A 13,740-nucleotide genomic window follows, 5' to 3' on the forward strand; every position below is an offset into this window, starting at 1 on the left:
AAACAGATTCCTGTTCAAATGGCGCCGATGAAACCTTCTGATAAGCCTGTAGAAAAAACACAAGAATACATAGAAACAGAAAAAGGCGGTATGGCCCTTGCATCAGCAGGGCTATACCGCTTCATCTGAAAATACGCTTTTTCTTGACCATAAGCACTTGTTTGCGAAATCTTTTGCCCTGAAGTACATACCATTGCAGGAGAATGCAAAAAATCCTGCATTTTTCATCCGCTTTTACCGATTTCCTCTTGCGTTTTGCAGGAAATTATGCTATTATGAACCTATATGTTTTGAAAAAATGGCCAGGATGATCCTGAAAATCTGTTTCACATCTTAGGGGAAGGAAAACAGGATTGGAAAGAACAGGAAGGGGCTTCTATGAACAGAGATTTATTAACCATTATCAGCCAGATGTCCCCTCAGTTTTCCAAGGGACAGCGGCTGATTGCCAACTATATCGTCAATCATTTTGATAAAGCTGCATTCATGACCGCTTTTAAGCTGGGGACGACCGTGGGCGTGAGTGAATCCACGGTGGTGCGGTTCGCCTCCGAGGTGGGGTTTTCGGGGTATCCGGAGCTGCAAAAGGCGCTTCAGGAGTTGATCCGCAACAAGCTGACCACTGTACAGCGGATGGATGTGACCAGCGATCAGCTGGAGAATGGGAATGTGCTCGCGCGGGTGCTCGGGAAGGATATTGAGAAGATCCGCCGCACCCTTGAGGAGACCAGTGAGCGGGATTTTGCGGGCGCAGTTGACGCGATCTGCTCTGCCAAAACAATTTATATCATTGGCGTGCGCTCCTCCTCGGCGCTGGCAACCTTCCTGAGCTTCTATTTCAACCACATTTTTTCGGATGTGCGGCTGATCAACACCAACAGCCGCAGCGAAATGTTCGAACATATCATGCGGATCGGGGAGGGGGATGTGTTCATCGGTTTCAGCTTCCCGCGCTATTCCAAACGGACGGTGCAGGCGGCGCATTATGCCCGCGCAAATGGCGCAAAGGTTATCGCGCTGACCGACACCGGGAAAGCCCCGATTGCCGATGCCGCCCATTTCCTTTTGATGGCGCGCAGTGATATGATCTCGTTTGTCGATTCGCTTGTTGCGCCGCTCTCAATGGTCAATGCACTGATCGTGGCGGTCGGGCTGAAAAAGCGGGAGGAAGTTTCCCGTACCTACGAGCTGTTGGAACGGATATGGGGAGAATACGAGGTCTTTGAGACCCGCGGGGAGGATCAGGGTGGGCAGTAAAACGGTTATCATAGGGGCAGGAGCGGCCGGGATGGCCTGCGCAGGATTTGCACTGCGGCGGGGCGCAGAGGTCACGCTGCTCGATAAAAACGCTCGTCCGGGGCGTAAACTTCAGATCACCGGAAAGGGCCGGTGCAATGTCACCAACAACTGCTCCCCCGAAGAGCTGATCCGGCATGTGCACACCAATCCGCGGTTTCTCTACAGCGCTTTCCATGCGTTTTCGGCACAGGATACCATGGAGTTGTTCGAATCGCTGGGAGTGCCGCTCAAAACCGAGCGGGGGAACCGGGTATTTCCGGTTTCGGACCAGGCGGTGGATATTGTCAAAGCGCTCAAACGGTTCTGCGGCGACGCACAGTTTTTGCAGAAGGTCCGCGCGATAGAGGTTTTGCAGCAGGATGGCGCGGTCTGCGGGGTGCGGCTGGAGGGCGGAGAATGTCTTCCGGCAGATGCAGTGGTGATCGCTACCGGCGGGATGAGCTATCCGCTGACCGGCTCGGACGGGGATGGTTACCGGCTTGCTGGGCAGCTTGGGCATACGGTGGTGCCTGTACGCGCATCACTGGTGCCGGTCATTACCCGGGAAAACTGGTGCGCGGAACTGATGGGTTTGTCTCTGCGCAATGTGACGCTTACCCTGAAAAATGCAAAGGGGAAAACGGTGTTCAGCGAGCTGGGCGAGATGCTGTTCACCCATTTTGGTGTTTCCGGGCCGCTGGTGCTCTCGGCGTCGGCATATATGGACGGGAACCCGTCCGATTACCGCATGGAGATCGATCTCAAGCCAGGACTGGAAGAACAGCAGCTGGACACGCGCCTGCTGCGTGATTTTGAGGAGGCCCGCAACAGGGACTTTTCCAATGCGCTCGATCATCTGCTGCCCCGTAAGCTGATCCCGGTCGCGGTGCGGCTTTCGGGAATCCCGGCAGATACCAAGGTGCATTCGGTGACAAAGGAACAGCGGCGCTCGTTTGTCCGGCTGCTCAAGGCGCTGCCGGTCACTCCGGCGGGATTCCGGCCGGTCGATGAGGCGATCATCACCGCGGGAGGGATTTCGGTCCGGGAGATCAACCCCAAAACGATGGAATCCAAACGGGTGCGCGGGCTGTTTTTCGCTGGAGAGGTCATCGACGTCGATGGCTTTACCGGCGGATTTAATCTGCAAATCGCTTACGCCACTGCATATCTGGCGGCACAAAGCCTATAATGGAAGCACTTGAAAAGAATTGCGTTGATTCTTTTCAAGCCTGCGGCAAGATTTCTGTAAGAGGCTGATTCCGGCAGCCTTGCTTCAGATTACATAGCCATCAAGCACACGAAACATGCCGGCGGACTGTTGTCTGCCGCTTCAAAACGAGCAGCCTGTTTTTTAATGTGCTGGCTATAGCAATAAAATGACAGTCAGATGGGGGAATGGATATGATCGCAATCGCGATTGATGGGCCGGCGGGAGCCGGAAAAAGCACAGTTGCACGCAAGCTGGCGCACGAATTGGGTTATCTTTATGTCGACACAGGGGCGCTCTACCGGGCAATCGCACTTTATATGACTGCGCACGAAGTGGACATTGATTCGGAAGCATCGGTGGAGCCAATGTTGGGCGGGGTCAAGCTGGAGCTGCGTTATCTCCAGGGGGAGCAGAGGGTATTCCTGAACGGGTACGATGTCTCGGAAGACATTCGGCGTCCGGAAATCTCTTCGGCAGCCAGCCATGTGAGCGCACTTCCGGCAGTCCGCACCTTTCTGTTTGCGCTCCAGCAAAATATGGCGGTGGAGCATGACGTGGTAATGGATGGACGCGACATCGGGACAGTGGTGCTTCCCAAGGCACAGGTCAAGATTTTCCTGACCGCCTCCGCCGAAGAACGGGCACGCCGCCGCTGTGCCGAGCTGACTGCCAGGGGGATGGCCTCGGACTATGCACAGGTGCTCCGCGAGATTCAGGAGCGGGATGACAGCGACCGCAACCGTCCGATTGCACCGCTGCGGCAGGCGGCGGATGCGGTTCTGCTCGATACCACCGAACTGACGCTCGAACAGGTGGTCGCGCGTGCGCAGGATGAGGTGCGCGCGGCGCTTGAAAGGGAGGCGTGCGTGAAGAATGCTTTATAAGATCGGCTGGGCCGTCTGTGAAATTTTAATCCGGATACTCTTCCATGTGGAGATATATGGGCGGGAAAATATTCCAAAGGCAGGCGGCTATATGCTGGTGGCCAACCATCGGACCAACTTTGACCCCCTGTTTGTTGTAGCCGGAGTCAAACGCAATCAGGTCTGTTTTATGGCCAAGGCGGAGCTGTTCAGCAACGGGTTCCAGCGTTGGCTGTTCAAACACCTAGGCGCTTTTCCGGTTGAACGCGGCAAGGGGGATTCTGGTGCGCTCGACTGGGCCCAAACGGTCGTGCGGGAGGGAAAGATACTTGGAATGTTCCCCGAGGGCACCCGTTCGAAGGACGGTAAACCGCTCCGTCCAAAGTCGGGCGCTGCGATGATCGCGATGCAGACGGGGACCGATGTGCTGCCCTGTGCGGTTTGCTTCGGGCCAGAGCTGAAATTCCGCACAAGGGTGGTCATCCGGTATGGCAAGCTGCTCCAAAACAGTGAGCTGGGGTTCACGCCGGGGGCAAATTCTCCGCGTGAGATCAAGGATGTAAGCCGCCGGATCATGGATCAGGTTGTGCAGCTTCTGGAGGAGGGCTAATTTGAGGATCACAGTTGCAAAAACCGCCGGCTTCTGCCCTGGGGTGGAGCGGGCGGTTGAGAAGGTCAAAAAACAGGCGGAGCTGGGGGAGCCGACCTATACGCTGGGGGAACTCATTAACAACCGGCAGATGGTCGACTATTTTGCCGGACTGGGGATTCCGCCGATCCAGTCCCCTGCGGAAAACCGGGACGGGAGGTGTGTGGTGATCCGCTCCCATGGGGTGCCGCGGCGGGTCTATGAGGAGCTGGAGGCATGCGGGTGCAAGGTGGTCGACGCCACCTGCCCGTTTGTGAAAAAAATCCATCACATTGTGGAAGAGCATTCCCGGGATCGTGTAGTCCTGATCGCGGGGGACAGCAGCCATCCCGAGGTGCAGGGGATTATTGGGTTTTGCGATGGCCCTTATATTGCCTTTTCGGACGAAAAAGATCTGGAAACTAAGCTCCCAGAGATTGAAAAAGGTCGCCAAAATGCCTACATATTGGTTGCTCAGACCACCTTTTCCACCGTATCGTGGGAAAAATCTGTAGAAAAACTAAAAAAGGTGTGTACAAAGCTCGAAATATTTGATACAATATGTATTGCTACTGAAAAACGTCAAGCAGAGGCAAAGGAACTTGCTGCCGTCAGTGATGCGATGGTGGTTGTAGGGGGCAGGCACAGCTCGAACACCCGCAAACTCGCGCAGATCTGTGAATCGTATTGCGATACGTTTCTGGTCGAGGACGCCGGCGAGTTGCGAGGGAAGAATCTGGGCGGTTACTCCCGTGTTGGCGTTACAGCCGGGGCTTCTACACCGGCTGGTATAATTAAGGAGGTACATAAAACAATGAGTGAGATTCTAAAAGACCAGGATGAACTTTCTTTTGAGGAGATGCTGGAGCAGTCCTTCAAAACGATATATAACAGGGAGAAGGTAACCGCCGTTGTTACGGGTCTCGCGCCCAACGAGATCTCGGTGGACATCGGTACCAAGCACGCAGGATACGTGCCGCTTGCGGAGCTGACCGACGACCCGAACGCCAAAGTTGAAGACCTGGTTAAGGTTGGGGACGAGCTGGAACTTCTGGTTGTCCGTGTCAACGATGTGGAAGGAACTGTGATGCTCTCCAAAAAGCGGCTCGATGCGATTGCTGGCTTTGAGAAGGTTATGAATGCGGTCGATACCAGCGAGATTCTGGAAGGCACTGTCGTGGAAGTCATCAAGGGCGGCGTCCTCGCGCTGACCAATGGGGTAAAGGTCTTTATTCCGGCTTCGCAGGCCACCATGTCCAGAAACGACAGCCTTGAGGATCTGCTGAAAAAGAAGGTCGAGTTCAAAATCCTCGAAGTCAACCGCCAGCGCAAACGTGCGGTCGGTTCGATTCGTGCGGTTCTGCGCGAGCAGCGTAAGGAGCTGGAGGAGAAGTTCTGGCAGTCGGTCGAAGTCGGACAGAAATTCACCGGTATGGTTAAATCGCTTACCAGCTATGGTGCATTTGTCAACCTGGGCGGCGTGGACGGTATGGTCCATATCTCCGAACTGAGCTGGAACCGGATCAAACATCCGTCTGAGGTAGTCAATGTCGGTGATACGGTTGATGTTTATATCAAGGACATCGACTCTGAAAACAAGAAGATTTCGCTCGGTTATAAGAAGAGCGAGGACAACCCGTGGGAGATCATGAAGAAGGATTACGATGTCGGTACGGTCTGCAACGTCAAGGTCGTTTCGATGACTCCGTTTGGCGCATTCGCGCAGATCATCCCGGGTGTTGATGGCCTGATCCATATCAGCCAGATTTCCAACGAGCGGATCAACAAGCCTTCCGATGTGCTTGAGATCGGTCAGGAAGTCCAGGTCAAGATCACCGAGCTGGACACCGAGAAGAAACGCGTCAGCCTTTCGATTCGTGCACTGCTGGAAGCCTCGGATGAGGAGTCCGCTCCCGCTGAACAGGCAGATTCGGATGTGGTCTATGAGGCAGGCCCTTCTGAAGAATAAAAAATACTTTTGTTGCTAATAAAACGCGCTGCAAGATGTTTTGATACATCTTGCAGCGCGTTTGAAGTAAATACGGTTTTGTATGGATTTGACATTATTGGCATAGCATGATTTTTGCACATTTATAGACATCCCCGCATCCGAGGGTGATCACCAGGTCCCCCTCCTGTGCATGTTCCATGACATACGCCGCGATCTCCGGGAAGGCGGGGAACCAGACCGAGCCGGGGATTTTTTCAGCAAGCTGACCGGTATGGACGCCATAGGTATTTTTCTCCCGCGCCCCCATAATCTCGCTCATCACAACCTGGTCAGCAATTGAAAGTGCAGCCGCGAAATCGTCCATCAGAAGCTGGGTGCGGGAGTAGGTGAACGGCTGGAACACTGCCCAGATCCTACGGAAATCCAGCTCTTTGGCTGCCTTGAGCGTGGCTGCGATTTCAGCGGGATGGTGCGCATAGTCATCCGCAATGGTGACCCCACGCACTTTGCCGAGCACCTCGAACCGCCGGCCTGCGCCGTGGAAATGCCCGAGGAATTCCGCCAGTGCAGTCACTGGGACGCCCGCATGGATCGCCGCAGCACAGGCAGCAACCGCATTAAGGATGTTGTGTCTGCCGGGGATATTGAGGGTCAGGCGGGTGAGGGTGCGCCCATGACAGCGAAGGTCGAACGAGCTGACCACCCCTCCTTCATGCCGCAGGTTGGCAGGCGCGTAGTCGCAGGCTTCTTCCCATCCAAAGGTGATGACCTCTTTGCCGGGAATCCCCTCAATGGCCTGCATCGTGTTTGGGTCGCTGCCGTTGACAATCAGCGTCCGGGAGGTCATCTCTGCAAACCGGTGGAACGAATGGATGATGTTTTCCAGAGAGCCGAAATACTCCAGATGGTCGGCATCCACATTTAGGATCACCGCCACATCGGGGGAGAGCTGGAGAAAATGGTCGGCAAACTCGCACGCCTCGCAGACCATCAGATCGCTTTTTCCGGAACGTCCGTTTCCGCCAATCAGCGGGAGTTTTCCGCCGATCACCGCAGTGGGGTCCAGTCCGGACTCAAGGAGCATCTGGGTGAGCATCGCAGTAACAGTGGTTTTCCCGTGGGTGCCGCAGACACAGATGCAGTTCGCATACTGCGCGGTCAGATAGCCGAGCACCTCCGCCCGCTCCACAGTCGGGATGCCGCTTTGGCGGGCAGCAAGCAGCTCGGGATTATCGTCCATAATGGCTGCGGTGTAGACAATTAAGTCAGCGCCGGCGATGTTTTCGGCGCGTTGTCCCAGCGGAAGAACGTGGACTCCCATGGCCCGCTCGAGCGCGAGGGTGTCGCTCTCGTTATTGTCCGAACCGGAAATCTGAAAGCCCTGTGCCAGGAGGATTTCCACGATCGGGAACATGCCCGATCCCCCAACGCCGATAAAGTGGATGTGTTTTGCATCTTTCAGTAAGGCTCCATCAAACATACGGATTCAACTCCAAAATTTCTCTATAATCTCTTGATCTACTGGTATGTAGTATAAGACGATTTTGTGAAAAAAGCAAGCCTGCACCGGCGGATATGTATAAGATTTGCAGAAATGCCGAATACTATACCATAACGAATCCACAAAAAGTAAGACCATTTCATCATGAGGAGGAACAACATGAATATCACCGATATTAAAATCCGCCGTACCTATCAGGATACCCGACTGAGGGCACTTGTTTCGCTGACGATTGATGGTGAACTGGCAGTTCACGACATCAAAGTGATCGAAGGCCCGGAGCGGCTTTTTGTTGCGATGCCCAGCCGCAGGGATGATAACGGTGTTTTCCGGGACATCACCCATCCGATCACAACTGCGGCGCGCCGCTTGATCGAAGACAGCATTCTTGAAGCCTATCATGAGCATATCTCCCACCAGCAGGAGCAGCCTGAATCCTCGCCGGATGCCTAGAGGGCTGTTTGAAAATCGGAGCCAGGAGGGGCGGCGCCATCGTGTGCACAGGAACTGCCCTGACAGGTGGGCTGTTCTCCAAGCTGGTTTTCTGATCTTTGGCGTGATGCTTTCTGCGGGAGCAAAAATTTCAGGGGAATTTTAACGTTTTTTTTACAACCATTTTTTTACGATCTGGTATAATATATCATACCAGAGTTGTGGTCAGAACGATGTGCAGGCAGAGCCTGCCCCCCGCCCTGGTGGTCCATTCAGCCGCATCGTTTTGCGATTGTGGCTGAATCGTTAAAAAATGGTTGTTATCATGTTAGAGCGCACCGAGGTTATAGCGAGGGAGGAGGCTTATGTGGAGAAAGCAGCAGTTTCTTTTTTGACAGCACTCATACTGCTTGTTTCCCTTTCTATGCAGCCGGTTTTGGCCAGTACGATTCAGGTGTTTGGGGAGGAGGAACCCGGCTCCGGAATTGATCGGACAGCTTCCCAGGGGAACGATCATTCCTCTAATTCTGCGCAGAAGGCCGGTGCACCGGCATCCAGAGGGCAGCGTCTTCAGCCGCCGGAACTCTATGCAGAAGCGGCGATCCTGATGGACATGGACACCGGACAGGTGATCTATGGGAAAAATCCCCATCAGAGGATGTACCCTGCCAGTTTGACCAAGGTGATTACCTGTCTGCTGGCGATCGAGGAGGGCAATTTTTCAGATAAGGTGACCATCACAGCGGAGATGATTGACACGGTCCCTCGCAGCTCCACCCACATTGCGCTGACTTATGGGGAGGAGCTTACGTTGGGACAGCTTGTCAACGCGATGATGGTGGAATCGGCCAACGATGCGGCCAATGCGGTGGCGGTGCATCTGGGTGGATCGCTGCCCGGCTTTGTAGAGATGATGAACCGCAAGGCGGATGAACTCGGCGCGGACGGTACGCATTTCTCCAATCCAAACGGACTGCCGGAGGACGACCACTATACAACCGCATACGACCTCGCGCTCTTTACCCGGGAGGCACTGGCCCATGAGGAGTTCCGGACACTAGCAGGAACGCAGCATTACGAGATTCCGCCGACCAACCTACAGCCGCAGACCCGGCGGATGAACAACAGGCAGTATATGTTTTGTCTGAACGATACCTATCCGGGTGCATTTGCCGGGAAAACAGGCTGGACTGAGGAAGCGGGAAACACCCTGATTACGATTGCCGAGCGGGATAACGTAACGCTGACCAGTGTGGTGCTCAAGTCTAACGGTGTGGCGGACGCCGAATTTATCGACTCAACCAACCTGCTCGACTACGGATATGACAATTTCCATCGGGTATTCATCCCCAAAGATGGGGTGGAGGACCGGAAAGTTGATGGCGGTACGCTGGTCGCACAGGAGATGCCGGTTCTGCTCCCCGACCTGCTTTCTGTCGATCAGCTCAATTTGCAGGTGAATACCGAATCTCCCGGACAGGAAGCGGTTACCGTTCTGGCACCCAAATCGGTGTCCGCATTTATGGAACCGCAGGTGGGCTATTTTCCGTTCCTTCTGGTACCGGATGATCTCCCGGTATCGGCCGAAGGTTCAGACCCGGAATCGCAGAGGGCGGCAGTATGGAGCCATATCAAGTGGGAGCGTCTTGTGCGGAGCCCCGTCGCATGGATTGCTGGTGGGGTACTGTTCTTCCTGCTGGCAGTGGCCCTGCTGGTACGCGGCATCTCGCGGATGCGTTACCGCAGGCGTCAGCGCAGAATGCGGGATCAGCGGATACGCGGCCCCATACAGGAACCTCCCACCGGGACAGTCCGGGTCTACCGGCCAAAGGAGCGGATGGGCGGTCCTAAAAAAAGAAGATAAACGCGGCTGAGGGCGGTTGATCGGATGTCCGATCAATCACCCCAAACGCACAACCCTCATAGGATGGAGCATACTGATTTTGTATCAATCCTATGGGGGTTATTTTATGATACCATATAAAACCTATGCCGTTGTAGGCGGGGACCTGCGTCAGGCTCACATTGCGAATCTGCTCGCTGCCCAGGGCAAGACGGTCTGCGCGCTGCTGCTCGAACAGAATACGACGGTCGATCCTGCCCTGTTTCGGACCGGGCCTGTGGAAGCCATCCTCCACGACTGTGATGTGGTGATCTTTCCGCTGCCGCTTTCGACCGATGAAAAAACGGTTCATGCACCATTCTCCAATCAGAAGCTCTTGCTGGAAGACTGTTTTTCTGCCCTCAGGCCAGATGCACAGGTATTTGCGGGAAAGATCAGCAGTGCGGCGTCAGAGCTGGCGGACCGACACGGAATAACACTCTGCGATTACCTAGAACGGGAAGAACTGGCGGTCAAAAATGCGGTCATTACCGCGGAGGGTGCGCTTGCGATCGCGCTGGAAGAGCTGCCGGTTTCGATATCGGGGCTGAACTGCCTGATTACAGGGCATGGGCGGATTGCGCGGGCGCTGATCCGGATTCTTCGGGGGATGGGCGCACAGGTAACGGCTGCGGCGCGAAAGCAGGGGGACATTGCGGAAATCGAGGCGGAAGGGTGTCGGGCGGTACATATCAACGCGCTTCCCCGTGAGATCGGAAAGTCTGGACTGATTTTGAACACTGTCCCGGCGCATATTCTCGGGCGGGAGGCGCTTGCCAATATGAAGCCGGATGCCCTGTTGATCGACCTTGCTTCAAAGCCGGGCGGGGCTGGCTTCGGATAGGGGCGGATTCCGTCGGATTTTATGGGTTGATCAGGAAGGAATTTTCTGCTATCATGAAGCTTGTAGCGAGGAGATGCAGCCGGCTACAACCAGCAGACCTGCATGGTTATGAATCAGGTAAAGCGTGCTTGTATGCTTTTGTCCGCCGTTCAAAAACAACTGTTTGATGTATACAGGAGGTGGTTCAATGGATCAGGCATATCTGGATTTGAAAGCATGGTTGGAGCAGACCAGGGACGAGCCTCTGGAAGGGATGGACACATTTTTTGACCTGCGTATCGACGAATACGAGGCGCATATGTTGCCGTGGCAGACGAATAAGATTCTTGTCATATCCTGAAACCTCTTGAAAGTATTGATATTCCGGGCCTTGCAGGTGTTTTGCGACATTTTCTCCTGCTCATTCTCTTGGCATATCCCGGCATAAAATAGCACAGCTTTGACCCCGAAAGTAGTAGAAAAGGTAGTAAATCAAGGGTGCTTATCCCGTTTTACTACCCGCCGCTGGCAACCCGTTCCAGCTCCGCCTGCGCGTCCTCAAAGCCCAGGTGGGTGTAGGTGTTCAGCGTGACGCCAATATCCGAGTGACCCATAAGGTATTGCAGCGTCTTGGGGTTCATACCGCTCTTTGCCATGTTGGAACAGAATGTGTGCCTGCAAACGTGCGGGGTGACTTTGGGCATCTGCACCTTGTAGATGCTGTTGTACTTCTGACAGATGTGCTTGAAGTAATGCTCCCAGTGAAGTGCCACCATCGGCTTGCCGTCCTTATCCAAATACAGAAAGCCGCACCTGCCGCCGATCATTGGCTCGGTTTTGGGTTTCGGCCTGTTGACGATGATGCGCTGGAAACACTGGTACACATCGTCCGTCATGGGGATTTCCCGCGTCCCGCTGGAGGTTTTCGTGTCCTCAATGATGTACTCCATGTTCCGCTTGCGCTGAAGCTGGTGATTGACACTGATTTTGCGGTTTTTCATGTCCAGGTCAGCCAGGGTCAGCCCTACAAACTCCGAAATGCGAAGTCCCGTCTTGAACAGGATATAAATGCCGTCGTAGTACCGGGAAAAGTGCTTGTCACCCTTTACAAATTCCAGAAACGCCCGTTCCTGTTTCCTTGTGATCGCTTCCCTTGTCACGCTGTCGTTGACAACGACGGTGGCAAGCTGAAACTCAAACGGATTTTTGCGTATCAAATCATCGTCCACGGCCATCTGAAACGCAGGCCGGACAACGCCCCGAATGGAGTGGATGGAGCTGTACCCCCTGCCGTCCTGCTGTAACTTGATAAGCCAGCACTTGGCGTCGGACAGCTTCACCCGGTCAATGCGCTGTCTGCCGAAGTCCTCTTTCTTGATGATATTGAGGACAAAGTTATAGTTGGCCTCGGTGTTGTGCCGGACGCCAGTTTTCTGGGAGAGGTACTTTTTCACCAAATCCAGAACGGTCATCTCCCCGCCGCGAGGAATAATGGCGTCCTCAATGTCCCGCCGGATTTGCTTCTCCTTTTCCCGCAGGGAAAGCCCGTCCCGTTTGCCCTGGGGTGTGCTGTCCGTGGCTTCCAGCTTCCAACTGTAAACAAACTGGGGCTTGCCTGTGGCATCGATGTATTTGTACGCATATCGTCCGTCCTTGCGTTGGCTCTCTCCGCTGCGAAGAATGCGGTTCTTGCTGTCACGTCGCTTTTCGCTCACGTCTATGCTCCTTTCTGTGAAAAGAGCCTCGGCACGATATAATCATATTATACCATAACCGAGGCCCGATTTCCATATAAATCTGAATGTCTTACAGGAACTTTTCGTAAGGTACGGCGCTTAAATCGACGATAGCTTATCCAAAAACTGCTCAAACCGCTGGCGTTTGATTAGAATTTTTACGCCGTTCTGAATGACAAAACCAGCGTCCAGGTTGCTGTTTACCAGCTTTCGCAGTTTCTTTTCTCCAATTCCGAAATAGCGGGAGGCTTCCTCAATGGTGAGGCAGAATTTGTCCTTTACCGAAATGCCGATTTCCTCGGCCATAGTTCACCAGCCTTTCTTTGAAATGCCCAGGTCCACAGGCGGGAGGAACAGGGAAAGGGTAAGCTGTCCCCCCCAACCGGGGCCGGTTATCAGTTCATGCCGAGAATGGCGCGGATGAGTTTGTTTTCCAGACGGCTTTTCATGTACTCGTCCAGGCAGGCGTGGGGACAGCCGTTTTCGTCGTAGACCGTCCGGGTACAGAGCTTGTTTATGTAGCCCTCGTAGTAGCGTAAGACCTGTTCCACGGCATCGGCATCCCCGGCGCGGGCCGCATCGCTCACCGCCAGCGGCAGCAGTTCACGGCCTTTGTAATTACGGTGCTTCATGGCGCTAACCTCCTTTCCTCGCTGTCAGTTTCGTCCGCAGGACATTCAGCGATTTTGTTCTGCGCCGCTGGACGGCACTCCGGGACAAGCCAAGGGCCTCGCCGATCTCGCTGTCCGTCAAATCCAGAACCAAGCGCAAAATCAAAATACTTTGCTCCTGCTCCGGCAGACTGGCAAAGGCGTCGGCCACCCGTTCATTGCTGATCGGCAGGTCATAGCCGCAGTACGAGAATACATAGCTGTCGCTGGGGTAATCGTCCGCCGAACACAGCTTGTCCATCGCCGTTTGGGGCAGACGCTCCAAGGACATTTCCCGGTTAGCCCGCCGCTTCATTTCCCGGATGTAGTCGATTGCCTCATGCTTCAAAACGGTCTTGCAAAAGGCGTCAAACCTGCACCGTTCGCCATAGTCGCGGGGGTTGGTTTCCATCTTCTCACCCCCTTTCCGTTGGGGATGGCGGTGGTACTTTCCCTTTCCGCTAACAGAGCGTTCAGCGGCACAGGTTTTGCGCGCAAAACCGCTTTCCGCAGAGATAAAAGTGAAGAAAAATTTTCGGGCCGCAGAAAACGACAAAAATCGCCCGGCAGGTCAGAAACCCGCCGGGCAAAAGATGAACAATAATGTATAGAACCTACACTGTATAGTACGTACTCGTGGTCGCAATAGTCCCCGGTGGAGGCTGGGATTTTTTTGACAACTGCTTTCCTAGTTGTCTACAGTGTAATACCCACATAGCGGCTACCTCCCAAAGCCGCCAAAATCACAGCGGCGGCACTTTTTACCAAAGTACCGCCGCCATGTGG

The 13,740-nt window shown here is 54.3% G+C and carries 15 protein-coding genes; 9 read left to right on the forward strand and 6 right to left on the reverse strand.

Features of this window, described 5'->3' with window-relative positions; translation table 11 throughout:
• Window positions 1-14: 14 nt before the first annotated feature.
• Window positions 15-221, reverse strand: coding sequence for a hypothetical protein (locus C814_RS23690; protein ID WP_155846390.1), 207 nt, complete (start codon window positions 219-221; stop codon window positions 15-17).
• Between the two features lie 157 nt (window positions 222-378).
• Between C814_RS23690 and C814_RS14435 the strand changes: the two genes are divergently transcribed.
• The 5 genes from C814_RS14435 (at window position 379) to C814_RS14455 (ending at window position 5,948) form a co-directional block, all read left to right on the forward strand.
• Window positions 379-1,257 carry a MurR/RpiR family transcriptional regulator gene (locus tag C814_RS14435; protein ID WP_016316086.1) on the forward strand — a complete coding sequence of 293 codons (879 nt, stop codon included), beginning with the start codon at window positions 379-381 and terminating at the stop codon, window positions 1,255-1,257.
• A complete protein-coding gene (locus tag C814_RS14440) occupies window positions 1,247-2,467 on the forward strand; it encodes a BaiN/RdsA family NAD(P)/FAD-dependent oxidoreductase (protein ID WP_031219721.1) in 1,221 nt (406 codons plus the stop codon). Before C814_RS14435 ends, C814_RS14440 begins: the two co-directional genes overlap by 11 nt.
• A 212-nt stretch (window positions 2,468-2,679) precedes the next feature.
• Entirely contained in the window at window positions 2,680-3,372 is a 693-nt protein-coding gene (gene cmk, locus C814_RS14445) for a (d)CMP kinase (RefSeq protein WP_016316088.1), read from the forward strand.
• The gene (locus C814_RS14450; RefSeq protein ID WP_016316089.1) at window positions 3,362-3,961 is read left to right on the forward strand and encodes a lysophospholipid acyltransferase family protein; all 600 of its coding nucleotides are present in this window, start codon (window positions 3,362-3,364) and stop codon (window positions 3,959-3,961) included. The genes cmk and C814_RS14450 overlap by 11 nt, the downstream gene beginning before the upstream one ends.
• 1 nt (window position 3,962) lies before the next feature.
• Window positions 3,963-5,948 (forward strand): bifunctional 4-hydroxy-3-methylbut-2-enyl diphosphate reductase/30S ribosomal protein S1, encoded by a 1,986-nt coding sequence (locus C814_RS14455; protein ID WP_016316090.1) that lies wholly within the window; start codon window positions 3,963-3,965, stop codon window positions 5,946-5,948.
• A 94-nt stretch (window positions 5,949-6,042) separates the two neighbouring features.
• Here the strand turns inward: C814_RS14455 and murC are convergent, their stop codons facing one another.
• Window positions 6,043-7,410: a UDP-N-acetylmuramate--L-alanine ligase gene (gene murC, locus C814_RS14460; RefSeq protein WP_016316091.1), complete on the reverse strand. Its 1,368-nt coding sequence runs from the start codon at window positions 7,408-7,410 to the stop codon at window positions 6,043-6,045.
• A gap of 180 nt (window positions 7,411-7,590) precedes the next feature.
• On the opposite strand from murC, the gene spoVG reads away from it, so the two are divergent.
• The 4 genes from spoVG (at window position 7,591) to C814_RS23695 (ending at window position 10,929) form a co-directional block, all read left to right on the forward strand.
• Window positions 7,591-7,884 (forward strand): septation regulator SpoVG, encoded by a 294-nt coding sequence (gene spoVG, locus C814_RS14465; protein ID WP_016316092.1) that lies wholly within the window; start codon window positions 7,591-7,593, stop codon window positions 7,882-7,884.
• 346 nt (window positions 7,885-8,230) lie between these two features.
• A complete protein-coding gene (locus C814_RS22385; protein WP_016316093.1) occupies window positions 8,231-9,727 on the forward strand; it encodes a D-alanyl-D-alanine carboxypeptidase family protein in 1,497 nt (498 codons plus the stop codon).
• Between the two features lie 106 nt (window positions 9,728-9,833).
• A complete protein-coding gene (locus C814_RS14475) occupies window positions 9,834-10,589 on the forward strand; it encodes a dipicolinate synthase subunit DpsA (protein ID WP_022788432.1) in 756 nt (251 codons plus the stop codon).
• A 187-nt stretch (window positions 10,590-10,776) separates the two neighbouring features.
• A complete protein-coding gene (locus tag C814_RS23695; RefSeq protein ID WP_016316095.1) occupies window positions 10,777-10,929 on the forward strand; it encodes a hypothetical protein in 153 nt (50 codons plus the stop codon).
• A gap of 154 nt (window positions 10,930-11,083) precedes the next feature.
• On the opposite strand, the gene C814_RS14480 is transcribed toward C814_RS23695, so the two are convergent.
• From C814_RS14480 to C814_RS14495, 4 genes are all read right to left on the reverse strand, one after another.
• Window positions 11,084-12,283, reverse strand: coding sequence for a site-specific integrase (locus C814_RS14480; RefSeq protein WP_016316096.1), 1,200 nt, complete (start codon window positions 12,281-12,283; stop codon window positions 11,084-11,086).
• 120 nt (window positions 12,284-12,403) lie between these two features.
• Window positions 12,404-12,610, reverse strand: a complete 207-nt coding sequence (locus tag C814_RS14485; RefSeq protein WP_016316097.1) for an excisionase — start codon at window positions 12,608-12,610, stop codon at window positions 12,404-12,406.
• Window positions 12,611-12,699: 89 nt separating this feature from the next.
• Window positions 12,700-12,936 (reverse strand): helix-turn-helix domain-containing protein, encoded by a 237-nt coding sequence (locus C814_RS14490; RefSeq protein WP_016316098.1) that lies wholly within the window; start codon window positions 12,934-12,936, stop codon window positions 12,700-12,702.
• 4 nt (window positions 12,937-12,940) lie between these two features.
• Window positions 12,941-13,366 carry an RNA polymerase sigma factor gene (locus C814_RS14495; protein WP_016316099.1) on the reverse strand — a complete coding sequence of 142 codons (426 nt, stop codon included), beginning with the start codon at window positions 13,364-13,366 and terminating at the stop codon, window positions 12,941-12,943.
• Window positions 13,367-13,740 lie beyond the last annotated feature (374 nt).

Source organism: Anaerotruncus sp. G3(2012), assembly GCF_000403395.2.
In the GTDB taxonomy this organism is placed as follows: domain Bacteria; phylum Bacillota; class Clostridia; order Oscillospirales; family Ruminococcaceae; genus Anaerotruncus.

Coding starts and splice junctions, on each gene's coding strand:
- C814_RS23690 (WP_155846390.1), bottom strand. CDS start 221: ATGCAGGATTTTTTGCATTCTCCTGCAATGGTATGTACTTCAGGGCAA.
- C814_RS14435 (WP_016316086.1), top strand. CDS start 379: ATGAACAGAGATTTATTAACCATTATCAGCCAGATGTCCCCTCAGTTT.
- cmk (WP_016316088.1), top strand. CDS start 2,680: ATGATCGCAATCGCGATTGATGGGCCGGCGGGAGCCGGAAAAAGCACA.
- C814_RS14450 (WP_016316089.1), top strand. CDS start 3,362: ATGCTTTATAAGATCGGCTGGGCCGTCTGTGAAATTTTAATCCGGATA.
- murC (WP_016316091.1), bottom strand. CDS start 7,410: ATGTTTGATGGAGCCTTACTGAAAGATGCAAAACACATCCACTTTATC.
- spoVG (WP_016316092.1), top strand. CDS start 7,591: ATGAATATCACCGATATTAAAATCCGCCGTACCTATCAGGATACCCGA.
- C814_RS14475 (WP_022788432.1), top strand. CDS start 9,834: ATGATACCATATAAAACCTATGCCGTTGTAGGCGGGGACCTGCGTCAG.
- C814_RS23695 (WP_016316095.1), top strand. CDS start 10,777: ATGGATCAGGCATATCTGGATTTGAAAGCATGGTTGGAGCAGACCAGG.
- C814_RS14485 (WP_016316097.1), bottom strand. CDS start 12,610: ATGGCCGAGGAAATCGGCATTTCGGTAAAGGACAAATTCTGCCTCACC.
- C814_RS14490 (WP_016316098.1), bottom strand. CDS start 12,936: ATGAAGCACCGTAATTACAAAGGCCGTGAACTGCTGCCGCTGGCGGTG.
- C814_RS14495 (WP_016316099.1), bottom strand. CDS start 13,366: ATGGAAACCAACCCCCGCGACTATGGCGAACGGTGCAGGTTTGACGCC.